This is a genomic window from Aquipuribacter hungaricus, from assembly GCF_037860755.1.
GTDB lineage: Bacteria > Actinomycetota > Actinomycetes > Actinomycetales > JBBAYJ01 > Aquipuribacter > Aquipuribacter hungaricus.
On record NZ_JBBEOI010000001.1, the window covers coordinates 74,778 to 91,651 of the forward strand.

General features: G+C 71.7%; 18 protein-coding genes. 11 read left to right on the plus strand and 7 right to left on the minus strand.

Going from position 1 to position 16,874, the window contains the following annotated elements; all coding sequences use genetic code 11:
• Nucleotides 1-20: 20 nt before the first annotated feature.
• The 3 genes from WCS02_RS00380 to WCS02_RS00390 are packed head-to-tail and all read right to left on the minus strand — an operon-like array spanning nt 21 to nt 2,280.
• Complete coding sequence (locus WCS02_RS00380) at nt 21-740, minus strand: SDR family NAD(P)-dependent oxidoreductase (RefSeq protein ID WP_340288063.1); 720 nt, start codon at nt 738-740, stop codon at nt 21-23.
• Nucleotides 737-2,011: an AMP-binding enzyme gene (locus WCS02_RS00385; protein ID WP_340288066.1), complete on the minus strand. Its 1,275-nt coding sequence runs from the start codon at nt 2,009-2,011 to the stop codon at nt 737-739. The genes WCS02_RS00380 and WCS02_RS00385 overlap by 4 nt, the downstream gene beginning before the upstream one ends.
• 2 nt (nt 2,012-2,013) lie before the next feature.
• Nucleotides 2,014-2,280 carry an acyl carrier protein gene (locus WCS02_RS00390; RefSeq protein ID WP_340288069.1) on the minus strand — a complete coding sequence of 89 codons (267 nt, stop codon included), beginning with the start codon at nt 2,278-2,280 and terminating at the stop codon, nt 2,014-2,016.
• A 341-nt stretch (nt 2,281-2,621) separates the two neighbouring features.
• On the opposite strand from WCS02_RS00390, the gene WCS02_RS00395 reads away from it, so the two are divergent.
• The 8 genes from WCS02_RS00395 (at nt 2,622) to WCS02_RS00430 (ending at nt 12,245) form a co-directional block, all read left to right on the plus strand.
• Nucleotides 2,622-4,166 carry a SulP family inorganic anion transporter gene (locus WCS02_RS00395; RefSeq protein ID WP_340288072.1) on the plus strand — a complete coding sequence of 515 codons (1,545 nt, stop codon included), beginning with the start codon at nt 2,622-2,624 and terminating at the stop codon, nt 4,164-4,166.
• Nucleotides 4,166-5,512, plus strand: a complete 1,347-nt coding sequence (locus WCS02_RS00400; RefSeq protein WP_340288075.1) for an acyltransferase family protein — start codon at nt 4,166-4,168, stop codon at nt 5,510-5,512. The genes WCS02_RS00395 and WCS02_RS00400 overlap by 1 nt, the downstream gene beginning before the upstream one ends.
• A gap of 1,760 nt (nt 5,513-7,272) precedes the next feature.
• Nucleotides 7,273-8,217, plus strand: coding sequence for a hypothetical protein (locus tag WCS02_RS00405; RefSeq protein ID WP_340288078.1), 945 nt, complete (start codon nt 7,273-7,275; stop codon nt 8,215-8,217).
• Between the two features lie 64 nt (nt 8,218-8,281).
• Nucleotides 8,282-9,169 (plus strand): hypothetical protein, encoded by an 888-nt coding sequence (locus WCS02_RS00410; RefSeq protein WP_340288080.1) that lies wholly within the window; start codon nt 8,282-8,284, stop codon nt 9,167-9,169.
• A 53-nt stretch (nt 9,170-9,222) separates the two neighbouring features.
• A complete protein-coding gene (locus WCS02_RS00415; protein ID WP_340288083.1) occupies nt 9,223-10,218 on the plus strand; it encodes an ImmA/IrrE family metallo-endopeptidase in 996 nt (331 codons plus the stop codon).
• Nucleotides 10,219-10,319: 101 nt separating this feature from the next.
• Complete coding sequence (locus WCS02_RS00420) at nt 10,320-10,622, plus strand: multiubiquitin domain-containing protein (RefSeq protein WP_340288086.1); 303 nt, start codon at nt 10,320-10,322, stop codon at nt 10,620-10,622.
• Nucleotides 10,597-11,835 carry a ThiF family adenylyltransferase gene (locus tag WCS02_RS00425; RefSeq protein WP_340288088.1) on the plus strand — a complete coding sequence of 413 codons (1,239 nt, stop codon included), beginning with the start codon at nt 10,597-10,599 and terminating at the stop codon, nt 11,833-11,835. The genes WCS02_RS00420 and WCS02_RS00425 overlap by 26 nt, the downstream gene beginning before the upstream one ends.
• On the plus strand, nt 11,832-12,245 hold the full coding sequence (locus WCS02_RS00430; protein WP_340288091.1) for a ubiquitination-like system serine protease family protein: 414 nt from the start codon (nt 11,832-11,834) through the stop codon (nt 12,243-12,245). The genes WCS02_RS00425 and WCS02_RS00430 overlap by 4 nt, the downstream gene beginning before the upstream one ends.
• A gap of 1,222 nt (nt 12,246-13,467) precedes the next feature.
• Here WCS02_RS00430 and WCS02_RS00435 read toward each other — a convergent pair.
• Complete coding sequence (locus tag WCS02_RS00435; protein WP_340288094.1) at nt 13,468-13,767, minus strand: DF family (seleno)protein; 300 nt, start codon at nt 13,765-13,767, stop codon at nt 13,468-13,470.
• A gap of 133 nt (nt 13,768-13,900) precedes the next feature.
• Here WCS02_RS00435 and WCS02_RS00440 point away from each other — a divergent pair, with 133 nt between their 5' ends.
• Genes WCS02_RS00440 through WCS02_RS00450 form a run of 3 tightly spaced genes read left to right on the plus strand, consistent with a single transcriptional unit; the run spans nt 13,901 to nt 15,068 of the window.
• Nucleotides 13,901-14,248: a hypothetical protein gene (locus tag WCS02_RS00440; protein ID WP_340288096.1), complete on the plus strand. Its 348-nt coding sequence runs from the start codon at nt 13,901-13,903 to the stop codon at nt 14,246-14,248.
• Nucleotides 14,245-14,679: a MerR family transcriptional regulator gene (locus WCS02_RS00445; protein WP_340288099.1), complete on the plus strand. Its 435-nt coding sequence runs from the start codon at nt 14,245-14,247 to the stop codon at nt 14,677-14,679. Before WCS02_RS00440 ends, WCS02_RS00445 begins: the two co-directional genes overlap by 4 nt.
• The gene (locus WCS02_RS00450; protein WP_340288102.1) at nt 14,676-15,068 is read left to right on the plus strand and encodes a hypothetical protein; all 393 of its coding nucleotides are present in this window, start codon (nt 14,676-14,678) and stop codon (nt 15,066-15,068) included. The genes WCS02_RS00445 and WCS02_RS00450 overlap by 4 nt, the downstream gene beginning before the upstream one ends.
• 27 nt (nt 15,069-15,095) lie before the next feature.
• Here WCS02_RS00450 and WCS02_RS00455 read toward each other — a convergent pair whose 3' ends face one another.
• From WCS02_RS00455 to WCS02_RS00465, 3 genes are all read right to left on the minus strand, one after another.
• Entirely contained in the window at nt 15,096-15,434 is a 339-nt protein-coding gene (locus WCS02_RS00455; protein WP_340288105.1) for a YnfA family protein, read from the minus strand.
• 178 nt (nt 15,435-15,612) lie between these two features.
• Complete coding sequence (locus tag WCS02_RS00460) at nt 15,613-16,422, minus strand: cation diffusion facilitator family transporter (protein ID WP_340288108.1); 810 nt, start codon at nt 16,420-16,422, stop codon at nt 15,613-15,615.
• A complete protein-coding gene (locus WCS02_RS00465) occupies nt 16,419-16,784 on the minus strand; it encodes an ArsR/SmtB family transcription factor (RefSeq protein WP_340288111.1) in 366 nt (121 codons plus the stop codon). Before WCS02_RS00465 ends, WCS02_RS00460 begins: the two co-directional genes overlap by 4 nt.
• Nucleotides 16,785-16,874 lie beyond the last annotated feature (90 nt).

The following is a 16,874-nucleotide window of genomic DNA, read 5'->3' on the forward strand; positions in this document are numbered from 1 at the left end:
CCGGGGCTGGCTGGTGGACGTCAGGCGGTGGTTCCGGCGTCGACCGTCAGGACCGTCCCGGTGACGCCTGCCGCGCCGGAAGAGAGCAGGTACTCCACGGCCGCGGCCACCTCGTCGGGCGCCGCGAACCGCGACAGCGGGCTGCGGCGACGGATCTTGTCCATGTCGCCCCCGGCGAGGGTGGCGGTCATCTCGGTGTCGACGAACCCGGGGGCGACGCAGTTGACGGTGACGCCGCGGGGGCCGATGTCCCGGGCCAGGGAGCGGGTCATGCCCTCGAGCCCCGCCTTGGCTGCCCCGTAGACGGCGAGCCCGCGGAACCCGGTCCGGGCGACGATCGAGGAGATGCTCACCACGCGGCCGCGCCCCTTGGCGACCATCTGCCGCGAGACGTACTTGGTGAGCACGATCGGGGAGACCAGGTCCAGGGTGATGGCGCGCTCAATGTCGCTGTTGTGCATGGTCGCGAGCAGCCCGTCGGAGCCGCTCGCCGCGTTGTTGACCAGCCCCCACGGCACACCGTGCTCGGCGACGACGGCCCGCACCATGGCCGGGATGGCGTCGGTGTCGGACAGGTCCTGGCAGACGTGGGCGTAGTGCTCGCCGTCCTCGCCCCAGGTGGCGGGGTCGACCGGTCGCCTGCTCACCCCGACGACGCGGTAGCCGGCGCCGAGCAGCCGCGCGGCGGTCGCGCTGCCCAGGCCGCTGCTGGTGCCGGTGACGAGGACCAGGTCCCTCATCGGCGGGCCAGCTTGCCGTTGGCGGTCACCGGCAGGACGTCGACGACGCGCACGACGGCGGGTACCGCAGCGGCGGGCACCCGGGCGGCGCAGTGCTGCCGCAGCTGCCGGGCGAGGTCCGCGGGCACGTCGCTCAACGAGGTGGTGACCGCGGCGGTGAGGATGGACCCGCTCATCGGGTTGCTGCGGGAGGAGACCAGGGCGTCGGCGACGGCGGGGTGCTCGCGGAGCACCTGCTCCACCTGCTCCGGCCACACCTTGACGCCACCGACGTTGACGACGCCGCCCACGCGGCCGCGGAAGTGCAACCGGTCGTCGGCGACCTCGACGAGGTCGCCGGTGGAGACCCAGCCGTCGGCCGGGGCGCTGGGCACGTCGGGGGCGTGCACGTGGAGGATGCCGTCCCTGACCTGGAGCCTCACCCCGCCCGGGGCCTGCTCGAGGTAGCCCCGCGGGAAGCCGGCCCGCCCGTCGCCGACGGAGAACGCGGCGCCCGTCTCGGTCGAGGCGAACACGTGCGTCACCCGGGCGCGCGGGTAGGCGCGGGACAGCGCGTCGAGGAGCTTCTGGTCCGCCGTCTCCCCGCCCAGGGTGACCTGGCGCAGGTCCAGGGCGGCCGCGGCCGGGGTCTGCAGGAGCAGCCGCCACAGCGTCGGCGTCGCCGAGAGCGCGTCGACGCCGCCGTCGACCAGGGCCTGCACCCGCTGGGCGAGCGGCTCGTGGCCCGAGGCGTCCACCAGCCCCGCGCCCCCGAGCATGGCGTGCAGGACGACCTGCACCCCGGCCATCCGGGTCGGCTCGTACAGCAGCCCCCACGTGAACGGCTCGGCACGCACGTCACGACGCACGGTGCGGGCCAGGCTGGCCAGGGTGTGGCGCGTCGGCGTCGGCGTCCCGGTCGTGCCCGAGCTGTAGAGCACCCACCGGGTCGGCTCGCTGGCCCCGACGGGGTCGGCGGGGTAGCGCGTCGGCCGGCCTGCCCCCATGACGGCCTCCGGGGCGGCGGGGGCGTCGGGCAGCACCACGGCGTGCACGGTCCCCAGACCGGCGTCCGTGAGCACGGCCGCTCCCTGCGGGACGGGCGCGGTCGCGTCGACGTCGAGCAGGTGCACCTCGGTCGCGACGCCGTCGAGGCGGCAGAACGCCGCCCACACCGACGCTGCGGACCCGGTCCGGACGACGGCGGCCTGGCCCCGGTACCGCGTCAGGTCCGGTACCGAGGTCGCTGCGGGCATGCCCACCGACGTGCTCGTGACGGTGGCCTGCGACACCGTCACCGCTCGTAGACGGCGACGAACTCGCCGACCGTCCGCGGGTACACCGCGTCCTCGAGGTCGGTGAACGGGTCGTAGCCCAACGAGTCCTCCAGCCGGGTGACGAGCACCGCGAACCCGAGGCTGTCCAGGCCGGTGTCGAGGAGGACGGAGTCGTCGTCCAGCTCGGGGACGGGCTTGCCGTCGTCCGCGAGGGTCCCCCTGAGCTCGTCGAGCACCACGGTCCGCACCGCCCCCGGCTCCTGCTCTGCTGCCTGTCCGGTCATCGACGTGCTCCTTCGTCCAGCCCCGAGCGTGAGAGGCCAACCCTACTGTCACGGGAGGGACGAGTAGCAGCCAGCACAGGTGAACATCCGGTGCTCGGGCGTGCCGACAACCCGGAGCGGCGCGGACTGGACACCCAACCCTGACGTAAGGGTAGTGTCTGGTTTGTCCAGTGCGAGCCGCCGTCGTCCCGCGCCCACTGCCTCCGACCTCCGGGGTCCGCCCCGAGCACGACCGAGCACGACCGAGCACCTCCTGGGCGTCCGACCCGCGGCCCTGCCGCCGGGTGCGTGCGCCTGCGCCCGCGCGCGCCGTCCTGGCGCCCGACCCTGAGACCAGGTAGATGTCGATCCCCCCTGAGCCCACCGCCCTGCCCGACGTCGCCGTGCCGCGTGCGCTGCGCCGTCGCCCGCTCCCCCGCCCCGGCCGGCCCGACTGGCTGTCGCCGCGGGTGCTCCGCACGGAGGTCCTCGCCGGCCTCGTCGTCGCCCTGGCCCTCATCCCCGAGGCCATCAGCTTCTCGATCATCGCCGGCGTCGACCCCCGGGTAGGGCTCTTCGCCTCGTTCACGATGGCGGTGACGATCAGCATCGTGGGCGGCCGGAAGGCGATGATCAGCGCCGCCACGGCTGCCGTCGCCCTGGTCCTGGCGCCGCTGTCGCGCGAGCACGGCCTGGAGTACCTGCTCGCCGCCGTGGTCCTCGGCGGTGTCGTCCAGGTCCTGCTCGGCGCCGCGGGCGTGGCCCGGCTCATGCGGTTCATCCCGCGCAGCGTCATGGTCGGCTTCGTCAACAGCCTGGCGATCCTCATCTTCCTCGCCCAGATCCCCCACCTGGTCGGTGTCCCGTGCCTGGTCTACCCGCTCGTCGGCGCAGGCCTGCTCGTCATCTACGGCCTCCCCCGCCTCACCACCGCCGTGCCGGCCCCGCTGGTCGCCATCGTCCTGCTCACCACGCTCACGGTGGCCGCGGCGGTCCGGGTGCCCACGGTGGACGAGATGGGCGAGCTGCCGTCCACGCTGCCGTCCTTCGGCATCCCCACGGTGCCGTTCACCGTGGAGACGCTGCGGATCGTCGCCCCCTACGCCGTGGGCGTGGCATTGGTGGGGCTCATCGAGTCCCTGCTGACCGCCAAGCTCGTCGACGACATCACCGACACCCGCTCGGACAAGACCCGCGAGTCCTGGGGGCAGGGCGTCGCCAACATAATCACCGGACTCACCGGCGGCATGGGCGGCTGCGCCATGATCGGCCAGACCATCATCAACGTGCGCTCCGGCGCCCGCACCCGCCTGTCGACCTTCCTCGCCGGCGTCCTCCTCCTCCTGCTGGTGGTGTCCCTCGGCGACGTGGTCGGGCTTATCCCCATGGCCGCCCTGGTCGCGGTGATGGTCTTCGTCAGCGTCAGCACCTTCGACTGGCACTCTGTCGCCCCGGCCACGCTCCGCCGGATGCCGAAGTCCGAGACCACCGTCATGGTCGTCACCGTCACCGTCGCCGTGGTCGTGGCCAGCCACAACCTCGCCTACGGCGTCGGCGCCGGCGTGCTCACCGCCATGGTCCTGTTCGCCCGACGCGTCGCCCACCTCGCCGAGGTCACCGCCGTCACCGACCCCGACGGCCACCAGGTCGTCTACACCGTCCACGGCGAGCTGTTCTTTGCCTCCAGCAACGACCTCGTCCATCAGTTCGACTACGCCGGCGACCCACACCACGTCGTCATCGACATGTCCCGCACCCACGTCTGGGACGCCTCCTCCGTCGCCGCGCTCGACGCCGTGACGACGAAGTACGCCCGCCGGGGCAAGGCCGTCACCATCACCGGCCTGGACGAGCACAGCGCCCGCATCCACGACCGGCTCGCCGGCGAGCTGGCCGGGAGCCACTGATGAGCACCAGCACCCCCGTACTGCCCGGCCCGCCCGCGACCGGGCGGCTGCACTTCCTCGACGGACTGCGCGGGGCCCTGATGATCGTCGGCATCCCGTTCCACGCCGCGATGGGCCTGTCCGGCGAGGACTGGGTCGTCAGGAACGACGAGCAGTCCCTCCCGCTGGAGCTGCTCGCGGCGTTCCTGCACCTGTGGCGCATGCCCGCCTTCTTCGTCGTCGCCGGCTTCTTCGCCGTCCTCGTGCTGCACCGCCGCACCCCCGGGCGCTGGTTCCGGAGCCGCCTCGAGCGTCTCGGCATCCCCCTGCTGTTCGGGCTGCTGGCCATCAACCCCGTGCAGGCCCTCATCCGGGGCCGCTCCGAGCTCGGGTCCTGGGCCGCCGCCGTCGACAGCTGGGGAGAGCTCATGGTGCTGGGCGGCGCCGTTCACCTGTGGTTCTTGCGCGACCTGCTCGTCTACTGCCTCGTCCTGGCCCTGCTGGCCGCGTCCCCCTGGCGCTCCGCCCTGGCCCGGGCAGCCGACCGGGCCGTCGCCCGCGCCATGGCCTCGACGTGGCTCGCCGCTGTCGTGACGGTGGGGGCCGGCGTCGCGGTCGTCGCGATGCTGGCGGCATGGCGGCTGTCCGGCGTCGGCGGCCTCACCGAGGTCGTCCTCGGCAACCAGGTCCTGCTCAACAGCCCGTTCTTCGTCATCGGCGCAGCCCTCGCGGTCCAGCCGGGCCGGCTGCGGCAGCTGGCGGGACGCCCCCTCGCTCTACCCGCCGCGGTGGCCGCCGCCTGCCTGGTGGTCCTCGTGCTGATCGCGCGAGGGGTGCTGGGCAGCGGTGCTGTCGTCGATGCGACCGAGGCCGCGGCGGCGACCGTCGGCGGCCTCACCGGCGCCCTCGTCATCGTCGGGCTGGCCCTGCGCCACGGTGACCGCGACAGCGTGGCCGTCACCTGGGTGGTCGACTCCTCCCTGGTCGTCTACCTGCTCCACCACGTCGTCGTGCTCGCCATGGTGGCCTGGCTCATCTCGACCGACGTCCCCGCCGAGCTCGGCTTCATCCTGGTCGTCGCGGTGGCCCTGGTCACCTCGGTGCTCGCCTACGAGGCCGTCAACGCCACACCCGGTCTGCGGTACCTCCTGACTGGAAGGCGCTCTCGCGCCACGAGCCTCTCCGACGTGCTCCGCGGCCGTCGAGCTGCCACGCGGGCAGCACGGCCGGAACTGGTCACCCGCCCGGGTCAGTCGACGCCTCCACGCCTCGTGGGACGACCGCACCACAGCCCCGCCCGCAGGACTTTCGCTGGTCCGACGAGCGCAGGCAAGCAGCACGGCCGCCGTCGGCCAAGCCGTCGTTGACGTCCTCCTCGCCGTCCCCGCCGGGCATCCTCCCGTTCCACCACGAAGCATGTGCTGGCCCACGTCGGACAAGGCGCCTGTTCAAGAACTGGCGGGGCGGGACAACACCGACCTTGTCCTCATCCTGTGGATAACGACTGCCGGGCGCGTTGACGAAGAACCCAGCCCGGCAGCAAACTTCCCTAGCGGAGGGCGTGGGATTCGAACCCACGAAACGTTGTGGTTGAACGTTCAACGGTTTTCAAGACCGCCCGTTGTACCGCGTCTGACCTGCAGACTTGCCGGACTGACGGGGACCGGGGGCACAGATGGGGCACCAGTAACGAGGCTTGGGGCACCACGACGCCATCAGCAGCTGCTGCTCGACATCGGACACCAACGGACGTGCAGCGACGCAACGCGCTCGTCAGATGGCGCACCCTCTCGGGACGCGGCAGCGGACGGGGCTGACGGCAAAGCCGCGTGGGGCGCGACGTGGGTCGAGCCGCTTACCAGGGCGGTCAGTCGCGGGTCGGACACCGAGACGACGGAACGTCTGTCAGCCGTAGAGGCAGCCGTCAGCCGGGGGGCTTCAGGTGCTGCGACTGACTTGGGGAACGAGGCCCGCGCTCGCGCTCGAGCCGGTCCACGTCCGCCAGCGGAGGCAGCGAGCTGGTTGCCTCATCGCACGTGCCCGGCTACCCGCCCTCCCGGGTCGGCGATAGGCCCTGGAGGCCGTCACCTCAGGACGACCCGGCGGCGAGGGGTGTCGAGCCGCTCCCACGATTGCGACGCGCGCTCTTCCCTGGGGCCTGCGGAGCCGCTCCCGGAGGGCTCAGGGCTGCACGGGGTCGGCTGCTGCCGGCAGCCGGCCCGTGGCGACCAGGTGGTCGGCGAGGGCCCGGACCTTGATGTTGCCCTGGCTTGGAGCACGCTGGGCGGCATGAGCGAGTGGTCGGAACCGCTCCCATGGTTCAGCGCGACTTGAGAGGATGCCGGCATGGGGATTCTCGATCGCATCGGCGGCTTCGTGACTGGGCTTAGCAGCAGCGGCAGTTCCGGTGAGACCTGCCCTGAGTGCGGTTCTCCGCTCCGCAGCGACGGTGGACCCGACGACCGGGGCACCGAGCGCTTTGAGTGCACGAGCGGCATTGGCGAGTGCGGCGAGCCTGTCTGGTTCCGCGAGAGCGGGGGACCACTTATCACCCCCTGGGCGCGCGGCGGCAGTGGCAGTCCCCAGCCATGCGAGTCGTGCCAGCAAGACATGTCGGGTTCGGAGATCACCGACGCAGGGGAGGACGGCGACAACAGCAACGCTTATGTCACCTGCCGTCACTGTGGGCACCAGAACGTGCAGTGGGGCTGGGGTGGCGACTAGCCAGGTGTGCATCGTCGGTGGGATTCGTCGCCGAGGCGCGCCCTCGAGCGTCGCAGTGTGGGTGACCACCGAACGCAGCTCACCCAGCGCATCGGCAGTAGCCCGCAACGCGGCAGTTGCGCAGGCCGCCCCTGCAGGTAGTGATTGCAGGTTCTGACCTTCAGACGCCTAGCACCTCGCCGGGCGTCGTTTCAGATCTGCCCGGCGGACCGGTGGTGAGTGTGTCAACCCGATGTGGCCCCAGGGTGGCGCCCTGAACTGGCCCCATGCGGGGCGCGATGGCTCGCGCTGTCACGGTGGCCTGCGTGTCCCGCGCAGCACGGCCGCCCGGCGGGCAGGATCAGCCGCGACGCGGCTGCAGGGCCCATCGCGCGGGCGTGACGGGACGGGTGGGAGGTGACCGATGAGCGTGCCCGATGAGCTGCGCGCGCTCGGGCACCTTGGTGGGCCCGCGACGATAGCGATGCTCACCGCCCGGTTTCGTAGCGCCGTCCAGCCGTTCCCTACCCTGAAGCCTCCGGGCGGCTGGACGGCTGGGGCGCTTGAGGACGTCCTGCACGACTTTCTTGCCGAGAAACTCGAGGACCTCACAAACGCGGTGTTGACCGTCCGCGACGACGAGACCGCCACCCTCAAGGTCACGAGCCGCGTCATGAAGCGCTGGCTCATCGACCAGGCTCGCAAGACCGACACCGGCGCGATCCGTGTTCGCCTCGAGGAACTCGTCCACGAAAGCGACCTGTTCGTGAAGCCGAACGGTCAGGGGGAACGCTGGGCGCTGGTCGGAGCGGAGCAGGTTAGTAGCGTCGACATCGAGAGCCTCGTCGCGGCCGCGAGGGCGGTGCCTGGGGTGAAGCCGGTGCGGTGGCGCGACGAGAACCGCCGGGCCCCGATGGCGAGCGGCCCGGACCTGCTCCGCGTCCTCGAGGCCGTCTTGGAACGCGCTGGGGGCAGCGTGGAGAGCGGCGTGCTGGTCACCGTATTTCAGCGCCGGTTCGGCGTGACCCTCACCTCGTTCGTGCCGCTCGAGGAGGACGACACCCTGCCTGAGCGGCTGGCTGAGCCGCCGGTGTTCAACTCCGTCGAGCTTGACGAGGCCGCGGTTCGCGCTGCGCAGGCGTACGCGCAGCTCAGCGATCGCGAGCGGCGCATCCTGCTTCACCTGCACGATCACCGCGCCGTGCAGGACGCCCTGGGGGTCGGACGCACCACGGCCTACACCCTTATCGGCAAGGTCAACGAGGCGTTGCAGGCTCTGGCCGGCCAGGACGTCGACCATGCGGCCGTCGCCGCCGCGCTCGTCCGACTCGCCGAGCGTGACTTCGGTGCATACGGCGACGACCCCTGAACGGACGATGTCAGCGTTGCCACGTCAGATGCACCGTGACACAGAACTATGAGGGAGGTCAGCAGTGAGCGAGTACGAGTACCGACTGAGCGCCAAGCTCAGCAGCTACCGGGCTCCCGACGCACTGCTTGACGCCCTCGACCGCTCCGAGCAGCCCGACCCTGCTGTCGGGCAGATGTGGCGCGCCCACGTCGAGGGCACCGCCCTGCTCGTGCTCCTTCTCGACGAGTTCGCGAGCGGCTCCCTCGAGGTCGTCGTCGCCACTCCCGGCGAGACACCGCCGGTCGGCAGCGCCGTCGAGCACGTCGTCGCGCGAACCGACACTTACCAGCGGCTTACGGTGTGGCCCGGGCTGCGCGGTCCGCTGCACCAGCGCGTCCTCGACGTCCTCATCGAGGATTCCGCCGCCACGCAGGCACTCAGCACCACCCTGCGGACTCGTCCAAGAGCGGAGGCGCCGGTCGACGTGCTCGACCCGGGCGCTGAGCTGCTCGCCGAGCTGGGCGATGACCTGCACACGCTGCAGGACGCACCTGCCGTGCCGGTCCGCCCGAAGAACCCCGCCAAGCTCAGCAGCCTTCTCCCCGGGGAGCCAGGGGCACAACTGACCCTCCTGATCGAGAGCCTAGAACTTGGGCAGCCGATCGCGATGGAGCTGCTGCGGAGCAAGCGTGAGCTAACCGACGCGCAGGCCCGCAGCCTCGAACAGCGGCTCGGGCTCGCCAACGGCACCCTGCCCGCCGCAGGGGGCCTCGAGCCAGCACTAGTCGCCGAGGTCGAGCACCCCCGCTGGCGTTCGGCCGCGCGAACCCGCGCGCGACGCCAAGGCGTGCCGGAGGTTGAGGCCCGCACCAGCCTCGCCGCGGAGGCCTACGCCCTCGCCGCACGGGAGAGCACCAGCACACCCGACTGGCGCCAGCGGCTGTCGATCATCGTCGCGGGTGAGTCGTGACCCGTCCGTCGTTCGCTGCCCTGCGCCCGGCTACGCGCGAGCAGGCCGGTCGGATGATCGCCCTCCTCGAGGCCACGGACCGTGACCTCCTTGATGCCCTCAGCACCGACCCGCTCGGTGCGCTCGCCGAGCACCCGGACGTGAACCTGCGGCTAGTGCCGGAAACCGACACCGGCGCCGGCTGCACCGTCGCTGGCGGGTACCGGCACAACGAGACACCCCCGGCGTTGCTGGTGACCGCGTCGCTGTCGCGGCGCAGGCAGGCGTTCACCGCCCTGCACGAGTACGGCCACCACCTGCAGCAGACCAACCTCGACCTCGGGGTCGCGCTGCTCGAGCACGACAGCGACGAACAACTGGAAGAGGCGTCCTGCCAGGTCTTCGCCAGCCGTGTCCTGCTCCCCGACAGTCTAATCAGCAGCCTTACACCGCAGCGCGGCCCCGACGCGACCACGGTCGCGGCGTACTACGACAGCAGCCGCGCCTCCCGCGCGGCCTGCTGTGTCCGGGCTGCGGAGCTCCTCGTCGGGGGCGGCGCCGTCGTGCTGTACCGGGAGGACGGAATCGTCGACGCGACCGCCAGCACCGGGCTCATCCCACCCGCCCGCGGCAGCAACCAGGCCAGCACCCCACTCGTGGCCCGGGCACTCTCCCGACCCGGTGAGACCGTCGAGCACGACCAGACGCACATCATCTACAGCACCGGCACGTCCGCACCGCTGTACGGGCAGGCGACGTGGGTCGACGGGTACGCAGTCGCCGTCTTGCAGCAGGACAACGCCAGCTGGAAGGCGTTCGCCCCGACCCGCACTGCCCCGGGCACCTACACCGGCCCGAGCAAGTTCCTCACCTGCGACGTCTGCCTGCAGGACTACATCCGCACCGACGACCTCTGCCGCACCTGTCAGACCCCGCGCTGCCCGAGCAGGCACTGCTCGTGCCCCATCAGCGCCCGCGAACGCCCCTGCCCCCGGTGCGGCCTCACCCTGCACAAGGCCCGGTACACGGCGTTCGACGACCCGACGACGCCCTGCCGCGACTGCGCCTAGCCCCGCGCCGGACGATCCGGCACTTCCTACGTCAGACCTCATCGAAGGGGCAGCAGCCCCACGTCCCCACCGGGACGAACGACTGATGAGGAGAACACAGCATGAGCGCTCAGACGCACAACGAAAGCAGCAAGGACGACCACGGCAAGGGCAGCGACGAGACCGGGCGCCCGGTCACGTTCATCGTCAACGCCCGCGAGCACACCACCAGCGCGAAGACCATGCCCTTTGAGCAGGTCGTCGCCCTGGCCTTCCCCGACACCCCGAGCGGCCCGAACGTGCTGTTCACCGTGTCCTACCGCCGCGGGCAGGGCAACAAGCCCGAGGGCTCCCTGCTCGCCGGTGACAGCGTCAAGGTCAAGGACGGGATGGTGTTCGTTGTCTCCGCGACCGACAAGTCGTAGCCGCGACCTCAAGCGGCTCATCGACGACGGCTACGACGTCGAGATTCGTGACGGGCACCTGCTCATCCACGGCGTGCCCTATGTGACCTCCACCATGGAGGTCGCGCTGGGCACGCTCGTGAGCACCCTCGACCTTGCCGGCGACGTCACAGTCACCCCGGGCACCCACGTCGCGATGTGGATCGGTGAGCACCCCTGCCACGCCGACGGGACCGTCCTGCACGAGATTGCGCACGCGCCCGCGCCGGCCAGCGCGTCGCTGCAGATGCAGTGGAGCTTCTCCAGCAAGCCCGTCGGCAGCAGCGGCTACGCCAACTACCACGAGAAGATGACCACCTACATCGCGATGATCAGCGCCCCCGCGCTGGCCGTCTACCCGACCGTCACCGCCCGCACATACCCGGTGCAGCGGCCGGTCGGCGACCCGGCACCGTTCCTGTTCGAGGACACCTCCTCAGCCCGCGCCGGTCTCGGCGCGGTCACCGACAAGATCCGCGGGATGAAGATCGCCATCGTCGGGCTGGGCGGCACCGGCAGCTGGGTCCTCGACCTTGTCGCCCGCTGTCCGGTCGGGGAGATCCACCTGTTCGACGACGACCGCTTCCTGCAGCACAACACGTTCCGCTCACCCGGCCCGACCTCGGTCGAGGAGCTGACCGGCGGCCCGTTCAAGGTCGACATCTACGCGAAGCGGTGGGCGGTCATGCGCACCGGCGTCATCGCGCACCCCGAGCGTCTCGGCCCGCAGCACACCAAGCTGCTCGCGCAAATGGACTTCGTGTTCGTCTGCGTCGACACCGGCGCCTCCCGACGCGGGGTCGTCGAGCTCCTCGAGCGGGTCGGGTGCGACTTCATCGACACCGGCATGGGGCTGCTGCTGGACGAGGACCGCGCCCAGGTTCTCGGGCAGGTCCGCACCACGCTCAGCACCGCCACCACCCGCGAGCAGGCCCGTCAGCACCTGCCGCTGACGGGCAGCCTCGCCGACGACATCTACGACCAGAACATCCAGACCAGCGAGATGAACGCGCTCAACGCCGTCGAAGCCGTGACCCGGTGGAAGAAGGCGGTCGGCTTCTACACGGACCTCGAGTGTGAGGGCAGCGCGACGTACGTCATCGACGGCAACCACATCGTCAACACCCCGGTCCGCCTCACGGACGCTGCGGCCGATGCGGGCGAGGGCGAGTCCCTGTTGGACGGTGCGGCGTGATCGCGCAGATCCGGCCCGTCCTCGTCACCACGGTCCCGGCGCAGCCCGAACCGGGCGTGCTTTACGTCTCGGTCGAATACGCCACCACGCTGCACCTGTGCGCCTGCGGCTGCGGCCACGAGGTCGTCCTCGGCATCTCCCCGCACGACTGGACCTTGAATTGGGACGGCGAGACCGTGAGCCTGGACCACTCCGTCGGGAACTGGAGCTTCCCGTGCCAGTCGCACTACTGCATCCGCCGCAACCGGATCGTCCGGGCGGGCCCGTGGACCGACGAGCAGATCACCCGCGGGCGAGCCCGCGACGCCGCCTTCCGGCGCGGGAACCCCACACCAGCCGTGCCCGACGTGCCGTCCGCCCCCAGCGGCAGCTGGCTGTTGCGCTGGCTGCGCCGGCTCCCGCACCGCTGACACCTGCAACGGGCCGCCCTTAAGGGCAGCGGAGGCTCCTCGCCGTAGCGCGGCGAGGAGCCTCACGCATCGTGAGTGCCCGGGCACGGAGGAGCACACGGGGCACGGTCGCGTGGGATGCGGGCCGGCGCTGGGGTGCCCGTCTGCAGTCCTCAGACACTTGCCGCACCGCTTGTTGAGTAGACCGGGACTGCTGTGTCAACGACGGCCGAAATTGAAGGGACTGCTGCACGGAAAGGTGACACCTGACCTCTGACGCTCACGGCGCCTGCCACCCGCTGATCGGCACAGCTCCGTCCCGGACTGCCCCCTGCAGAGACGGGCCTTGCGGGTCTCAGCCGACAAGCAGAGGCAGATGGGACCCCTTGTCTCCTGCGCCCGAACCAACTGCAGGACTGCTCCCCGCGGCGCGGACCAGTCGACGGGTCCACAGGCTTCCCGGTCGCCAGCGCACGCTGCACATCGCCCCGACGGCGACCACCGTCGTCGTCGTGGTGCGTACGCCTGTGGATAACGGCTAGCCGTGCGTTGACGACTCCACCGCGCGGCGGCAGAGTCGTCTTCAGCGGAGGGCGTGGGATTCGAACCCACGGAACGTTTTGGTTGAACGTTCAACGGTTTTCAAGACCGTCCGCTGTACCGGCTGTGACCTGCGACCTTAATGGGTGGATTGACGTCCAAGGGCACTGCACGGGCACCGCCAATCTGGTGACAACCGCCGTCAGCCAGTGAGGGCCGAACAAGGACGGGCACGTGTGCGCCCGCCGTGCCGGAGGGCAGCACAGGCGCGACGCCGGCCGAGGGCGAGGCTTCAAGGTGAATCGCGCCCAGGTGAGGAGCCCGTCTCAGGGTGGTCCGGCGGACGGGCGATCTGGCAGGACGCGATCGTGGTTGGCGACGGCCAAGTCCCTGCTGGCCGGCCTTCGAGTACCGGTGGTCATCCGGGGCGGCCGCGCCCGCGCCGGGAAGGTATTGCTCGACGCGCGGACCTCCGCGCGGCTGGGCTGCTTGGGCGCGCCCACGCGCCTCTTGGATCGCGTCGCACAAGCGGGGGACGGCTACCCAGCGCGGCCGCGCAGCAGAGCCCAGACCGCGCACCGGCGACAGATGAACACTCCGGGCGTGCTGCCCAGCTCGGCCACCCGACGGCGTGGCAGCGTCCGCCCGCAACAGCCGCACGAGACGTGAGCCGCCGTGGGCACGACCGGGTTAGGTCGTCCCGTCATCGCATGGCCGCGACCAGCTGCTCGACCGTCGGCGCGCCGAGCAGCCCGTCCGGGGTCTGGAAGAGCCTGCACGCGAGGCCCACGGGCGCAGCCGCGTCGGCGAAGGGGTCCTCCCCGTCGACCAGGATGGTGGGGGACCCCCGGAACCGCAGACGCTGAGCGTCCTCCGGCGTGATCACGCGCTCGGCACGGAGGTCCGACACCGGCCGGCCGGCCCTACGCATCGCTTCGTGCAGGCGGTCCTCGGCCTCCTGCCAGTTCGGGCAGCCGTCGAAGTACAGCAGCGTCACGGTCATGGACGGCATCGTGCACGGCGCGCCTGCCCCGCGCAGCGCGCTGCGGTGAGTGCTCGTGATGGTCGTCGCGCCTGTGGCTCCGTCATCTCGAGGGCTTGCATCCGGTACCCAGGTACCGCCTTACCGTCGTGCCATGACAGAGACAGCCCCGGTCGATTGGGTCCCCGCCGAGTGCTCGCTGCCGACGCAGCAGCACCCCCTGCGGGTGGCCGAGCTCGACGAGCTCCTCTCGCACGCCACGGCGCTCGACCGGGTAGGACCGACCGTCCTCACGGTGCGGCTCGACGCCGCCCCCGGGACGGAGGAGCTGGTCCGTGACCTCGTGCGGCGCGAGACGGGCTGCTGCTCGTTCTTCACCTTCTCCCTGGACCGCGTCGAGCCCGCCACGCTCCTCCTGACCGTCTCGGTCCCCCCGACCCAAGTCCAGGTGCTCGACGGGATCGCGGCCCGGGCGGGCCAGCTGCCCAGGACGACGGCATGAGCGCCGCGGGCCTGCGCACGGGGCAGGTCGCCGACGCGGCCGGCGTCAACGTGCAGACGCTGCGGTACTACGAACGACGAGGGCTGCTGCAGGAGCCCGACCGGACGCTGGGCGGGCACCGGGTCTACCCGCCCGAGGCGGTCACGGCGCTGCGGGTGATCAAGGCTGCGCAGCGGCTGGGGTTCACCCTCGACGAGGTCGCGGAGCTGCTGGAGGTCGGTCGGCGCCGCGGGCGTGACCGCGGGCTCCAGGCGAGGGCGCAGGAGAAGCTGGTGGAGGTCGAGCAGCGCATCACCGACCTCGTCACCATCCGGGAGACCCTGCTCGCCACGGTGGCGGCGGGCTGCGACGACCTCCACGAGTGCGCCGGTCGGGAGTGCTGCCCCATCCCGTTCGTCCCGCTCGCCGACGTGCAGGCGGGACTCCGGTGACCGGCCAGGGACCCATCGGCGTCGACGGGGTCTCGGCGCCGGCGGACCGACCGGCGGAGCCGACCACGAGCCGACGGGACCGCCGCCTGGTCGGCGGCGCGGCAGCTGCGTGCGCGGTGTGCTGCGCCCCGCCCGTCCTGGGCCTGCTCGGCATCGCCGGCGGCGGCCTGGTGGCGACGGCAGCAACCCTGGCCTTCGCGGGCCTCGCCTTCGCGGTGGTCGTCGCCGCCCTGTCCGTGGTGGGCCTGCTGCTGCGCCGTCGCGCCCTGGTCAGGGCGTCGCACGTTCCACGCGTCGGCGCGGGCGCGGCCGCCGGCCGGGTCAGCGACCTCGGGATGCCCGAACGACCGGGGCGGGGCGAGGACGGGCTTGGGGCCCGCTCTCGCTGAAGCGGCGAAGGGTCGGCGGCCGTCGGCTCAGGCGGCTCGGGGCGCGTACATGATGACCGCGACGCCGGCCAGGCAGACCAGGGCGCCGGTCACGTCGTAGCGGTCGGGGCGGAAGCCGTCGGCGACCATGCCCCACACCAGCGACCCGGCGACGAACACCCCTCCGTACGCGGCGAGGATGCGGCCGAAGTTCGCGTCCGGCTGGAGCGTGGCGACGAAGCCGTAGACCCCGAGAGCCAGCACGCCAGCCCCGATCCACACCCAGCCCCGGTGCTCACGGACCCCCTGCCACACCAGCCAGGCGCCGCCGATCTCCGCGACGGCAGCGAGGGCGAACAGGAGCAGGGACCGGGCGACGTCCGACATCTCGTCAGGGTGTCAGGTCCTCCGCCAGGCGAGGCCTCACCCGGGAGCGGCTCTGACTGACTGTCCCCGAGGGCGACCGACCGACGGAGACGAAGGCCGTCACGGGGCGAGAGAGGGGGGCGGTGAGGCCGGGCCGCCGACCGCCACGGCGCGCCGTGGGGTGGCGGCACCCATCAGCTCACCACCGCTCGACCGCCGCTCGACCGCGGTCGGCCGCCGGCGGCCCGGACGACACCGTGTTGACGGGTGTCTCGGTCCCGGCGCAGCACGCGGAGGTGCAGCCCGAGGAGCAGCCGCCCGAGTAGCCAGCATCGCTGTCGGCGCCGACGTCCTCCGGGGTCATGAGGGTGGGCAGCGGGGCGCAGCAGTTGTCCCCGCGCCAGGCCTCCACACCCTCCTTGAGGGCCACCACGGCGATCACCAGGCCGGCGATCGGGTCGGCCCACGACCAGCCGAGCGTGGCGTTGAGGACGAGTCCGAGCAGCAGGACCGCCGACAGGTAGGTGCACAGCAGCGTCTGGGTGCCGTCGGCGACCACCGAGCCCGACCCGAGCTGGCGACCTGTGCGGCGCTGGGCCCAGGACAGCAACGGCATCACCAGCAGCGACGCCGCCGCCAGGACGATCCCCACGCGGGACGCCTCCACGTCCGCCTGCCCCAGGAGCGACCGCACTGACTCCACGCTCACGTAGGCGGCGAGCCCGAAGAAGGACACGGCGATCAGGCGCAGCGCCTGCCGCTCACGGGCCTGGGGGACCCTGTGGCGGAACTGCCAAAGGATCACCAGCCCGGAGAACACCTCGACGATCGAGTCCAACCCGAAACCGATCAGCGCGACCGACCCAGCAGCGGCGCCGGCGGTCAGGGCCACGACCGCCTCCACGGCGTTGTAGGTCACCGCCGCCCCGGCGATCAGCTGCGCACGTCGCCCCAGCAGCGATCGGCGCTCCGCCGTCAGCGTCTGTGGGACGACCTTGCGGCCGCTCACGCGTCGGCCCCCGGCCCGTACGCCGGGCACAGCAGCACCCCGTCACCCGTGGCGTCGAGCACCTTCTCCGCCGCGGCGAACAGATCCATCAGTCCCACCTCGGCCAGCGAGTACAACGAGGCCCGACCGGCCGGGCGGGACGTGATCAGGCCGCAGTCCCGCAGGCACGCCAGGTGCCCCGACACAGTCGACTGCGCCAGCCCGAGGTGCTGCGTCAGCTCAACCACACGGTGCTCACCCAAGGCCAGGTGGCGGAGGATCGCCAAGCGCGTGGGGTCACCCAGTCCCCGGAACAGTGCCGCGGCGATGTCCAGTGTTTGCACCCCTTGCGCACCCTGGACGGGGCCATTCGGGATCGGCATCTACCGATGCTAGCGCGTGTAAGCGATGTGTCACGCATTCGTCGTCGGAAGGGGCCGCCGCACGAGCAGACGACTCCCCCCCCCCCGCGT

Bases quoted from the DNA above. Each gene is read 5' to 3' on its own strand.
- WCS02_RS00380 (WP_340288063.1), bottom strand. From the start codon at position 740: ATGAGGGACCTGGTCCTCGTCACCGGCACCAGCAGCGGCCTGGGCAGC.
- WCS02_RS00390 (WP_340288069.1), bottom strand. From the start codon at position 2,280: ATGACCGGACAGGCAGCAGAGCAGGAGCCGGGGGCGGTGCGGACCGTG.
- WCS02_RS00395 (WP_340288072.1), top strand. From the start codon at position 2,622: ATGTCGATCCCCCCTGAGCCCACCGCCCTGCCCGACGTCGCCGTGCCG.
- WCS02_RS00400 (WP_340288075.1), top strand. From the start codon at position 4,166: ATGAGCACCAGCACCCCCGTACTGCCCGGCCCGCCCGCGACCGGGCGG.
- WCS02_RS00405 (WP_340288078.1), top strand. From the start codon at position 7,273: ATGAGCGTGCCCGATGAGCTGCGCGCGCTCGGGCACCTTGGTGGGCCC.
- WCS02_RS00415 (WP_340288083.1), top strand. From the start codon at position 9,223: ATGATCGCCCTCCTCGAGGCCACGGACCGTGACCTCCTTGATGCCCTC.
- WCS02_RS00420 (WP_340288086.1), top strand. From the start codon at position 10,320: ATGAGCGCTCAGACGCACAACGAAAGCAGCAAGGACGACCACGGCAAG.
- WCS02_RS00435 (WP_340288094.1), bottom strand. From the start codon at position 13,767: ATGACCGTGACGCTGCTGTACTTCGACGGCTGCCCGAACTGGCAGGAG.
- WCS02_RS00440 (WP_340288096.1), top strand. From the start codon at position 13,901: ATGACAGAGACAGCCCCGGTCGATTGGGTCCCCGCCGAGTGCTCGCTG.
- WCS02_RS00445 (WP_340288099.1), top strand. From the start codon at position 14,245: ATGAGCGCCGCGGGCCTGCGCACGGGGCAGGTCGCCGACGCGGCCGGC.
- WCS02_RS00455 (WP_340288105.1), bottom strand. From the start codon at position 15,434: ATGTCGGACGTCGCCCGGTCCCTGCTCCTGTTCGCCCTCGCTGCCGTC.
- WCS02_RS00465 (WP_340288111.1), bottom strand. From the start codon at position 16,784: ATGCCGATCCCGAATGGCCCCGTCCAGGGTGCGCAAGGGGTGCAAACA.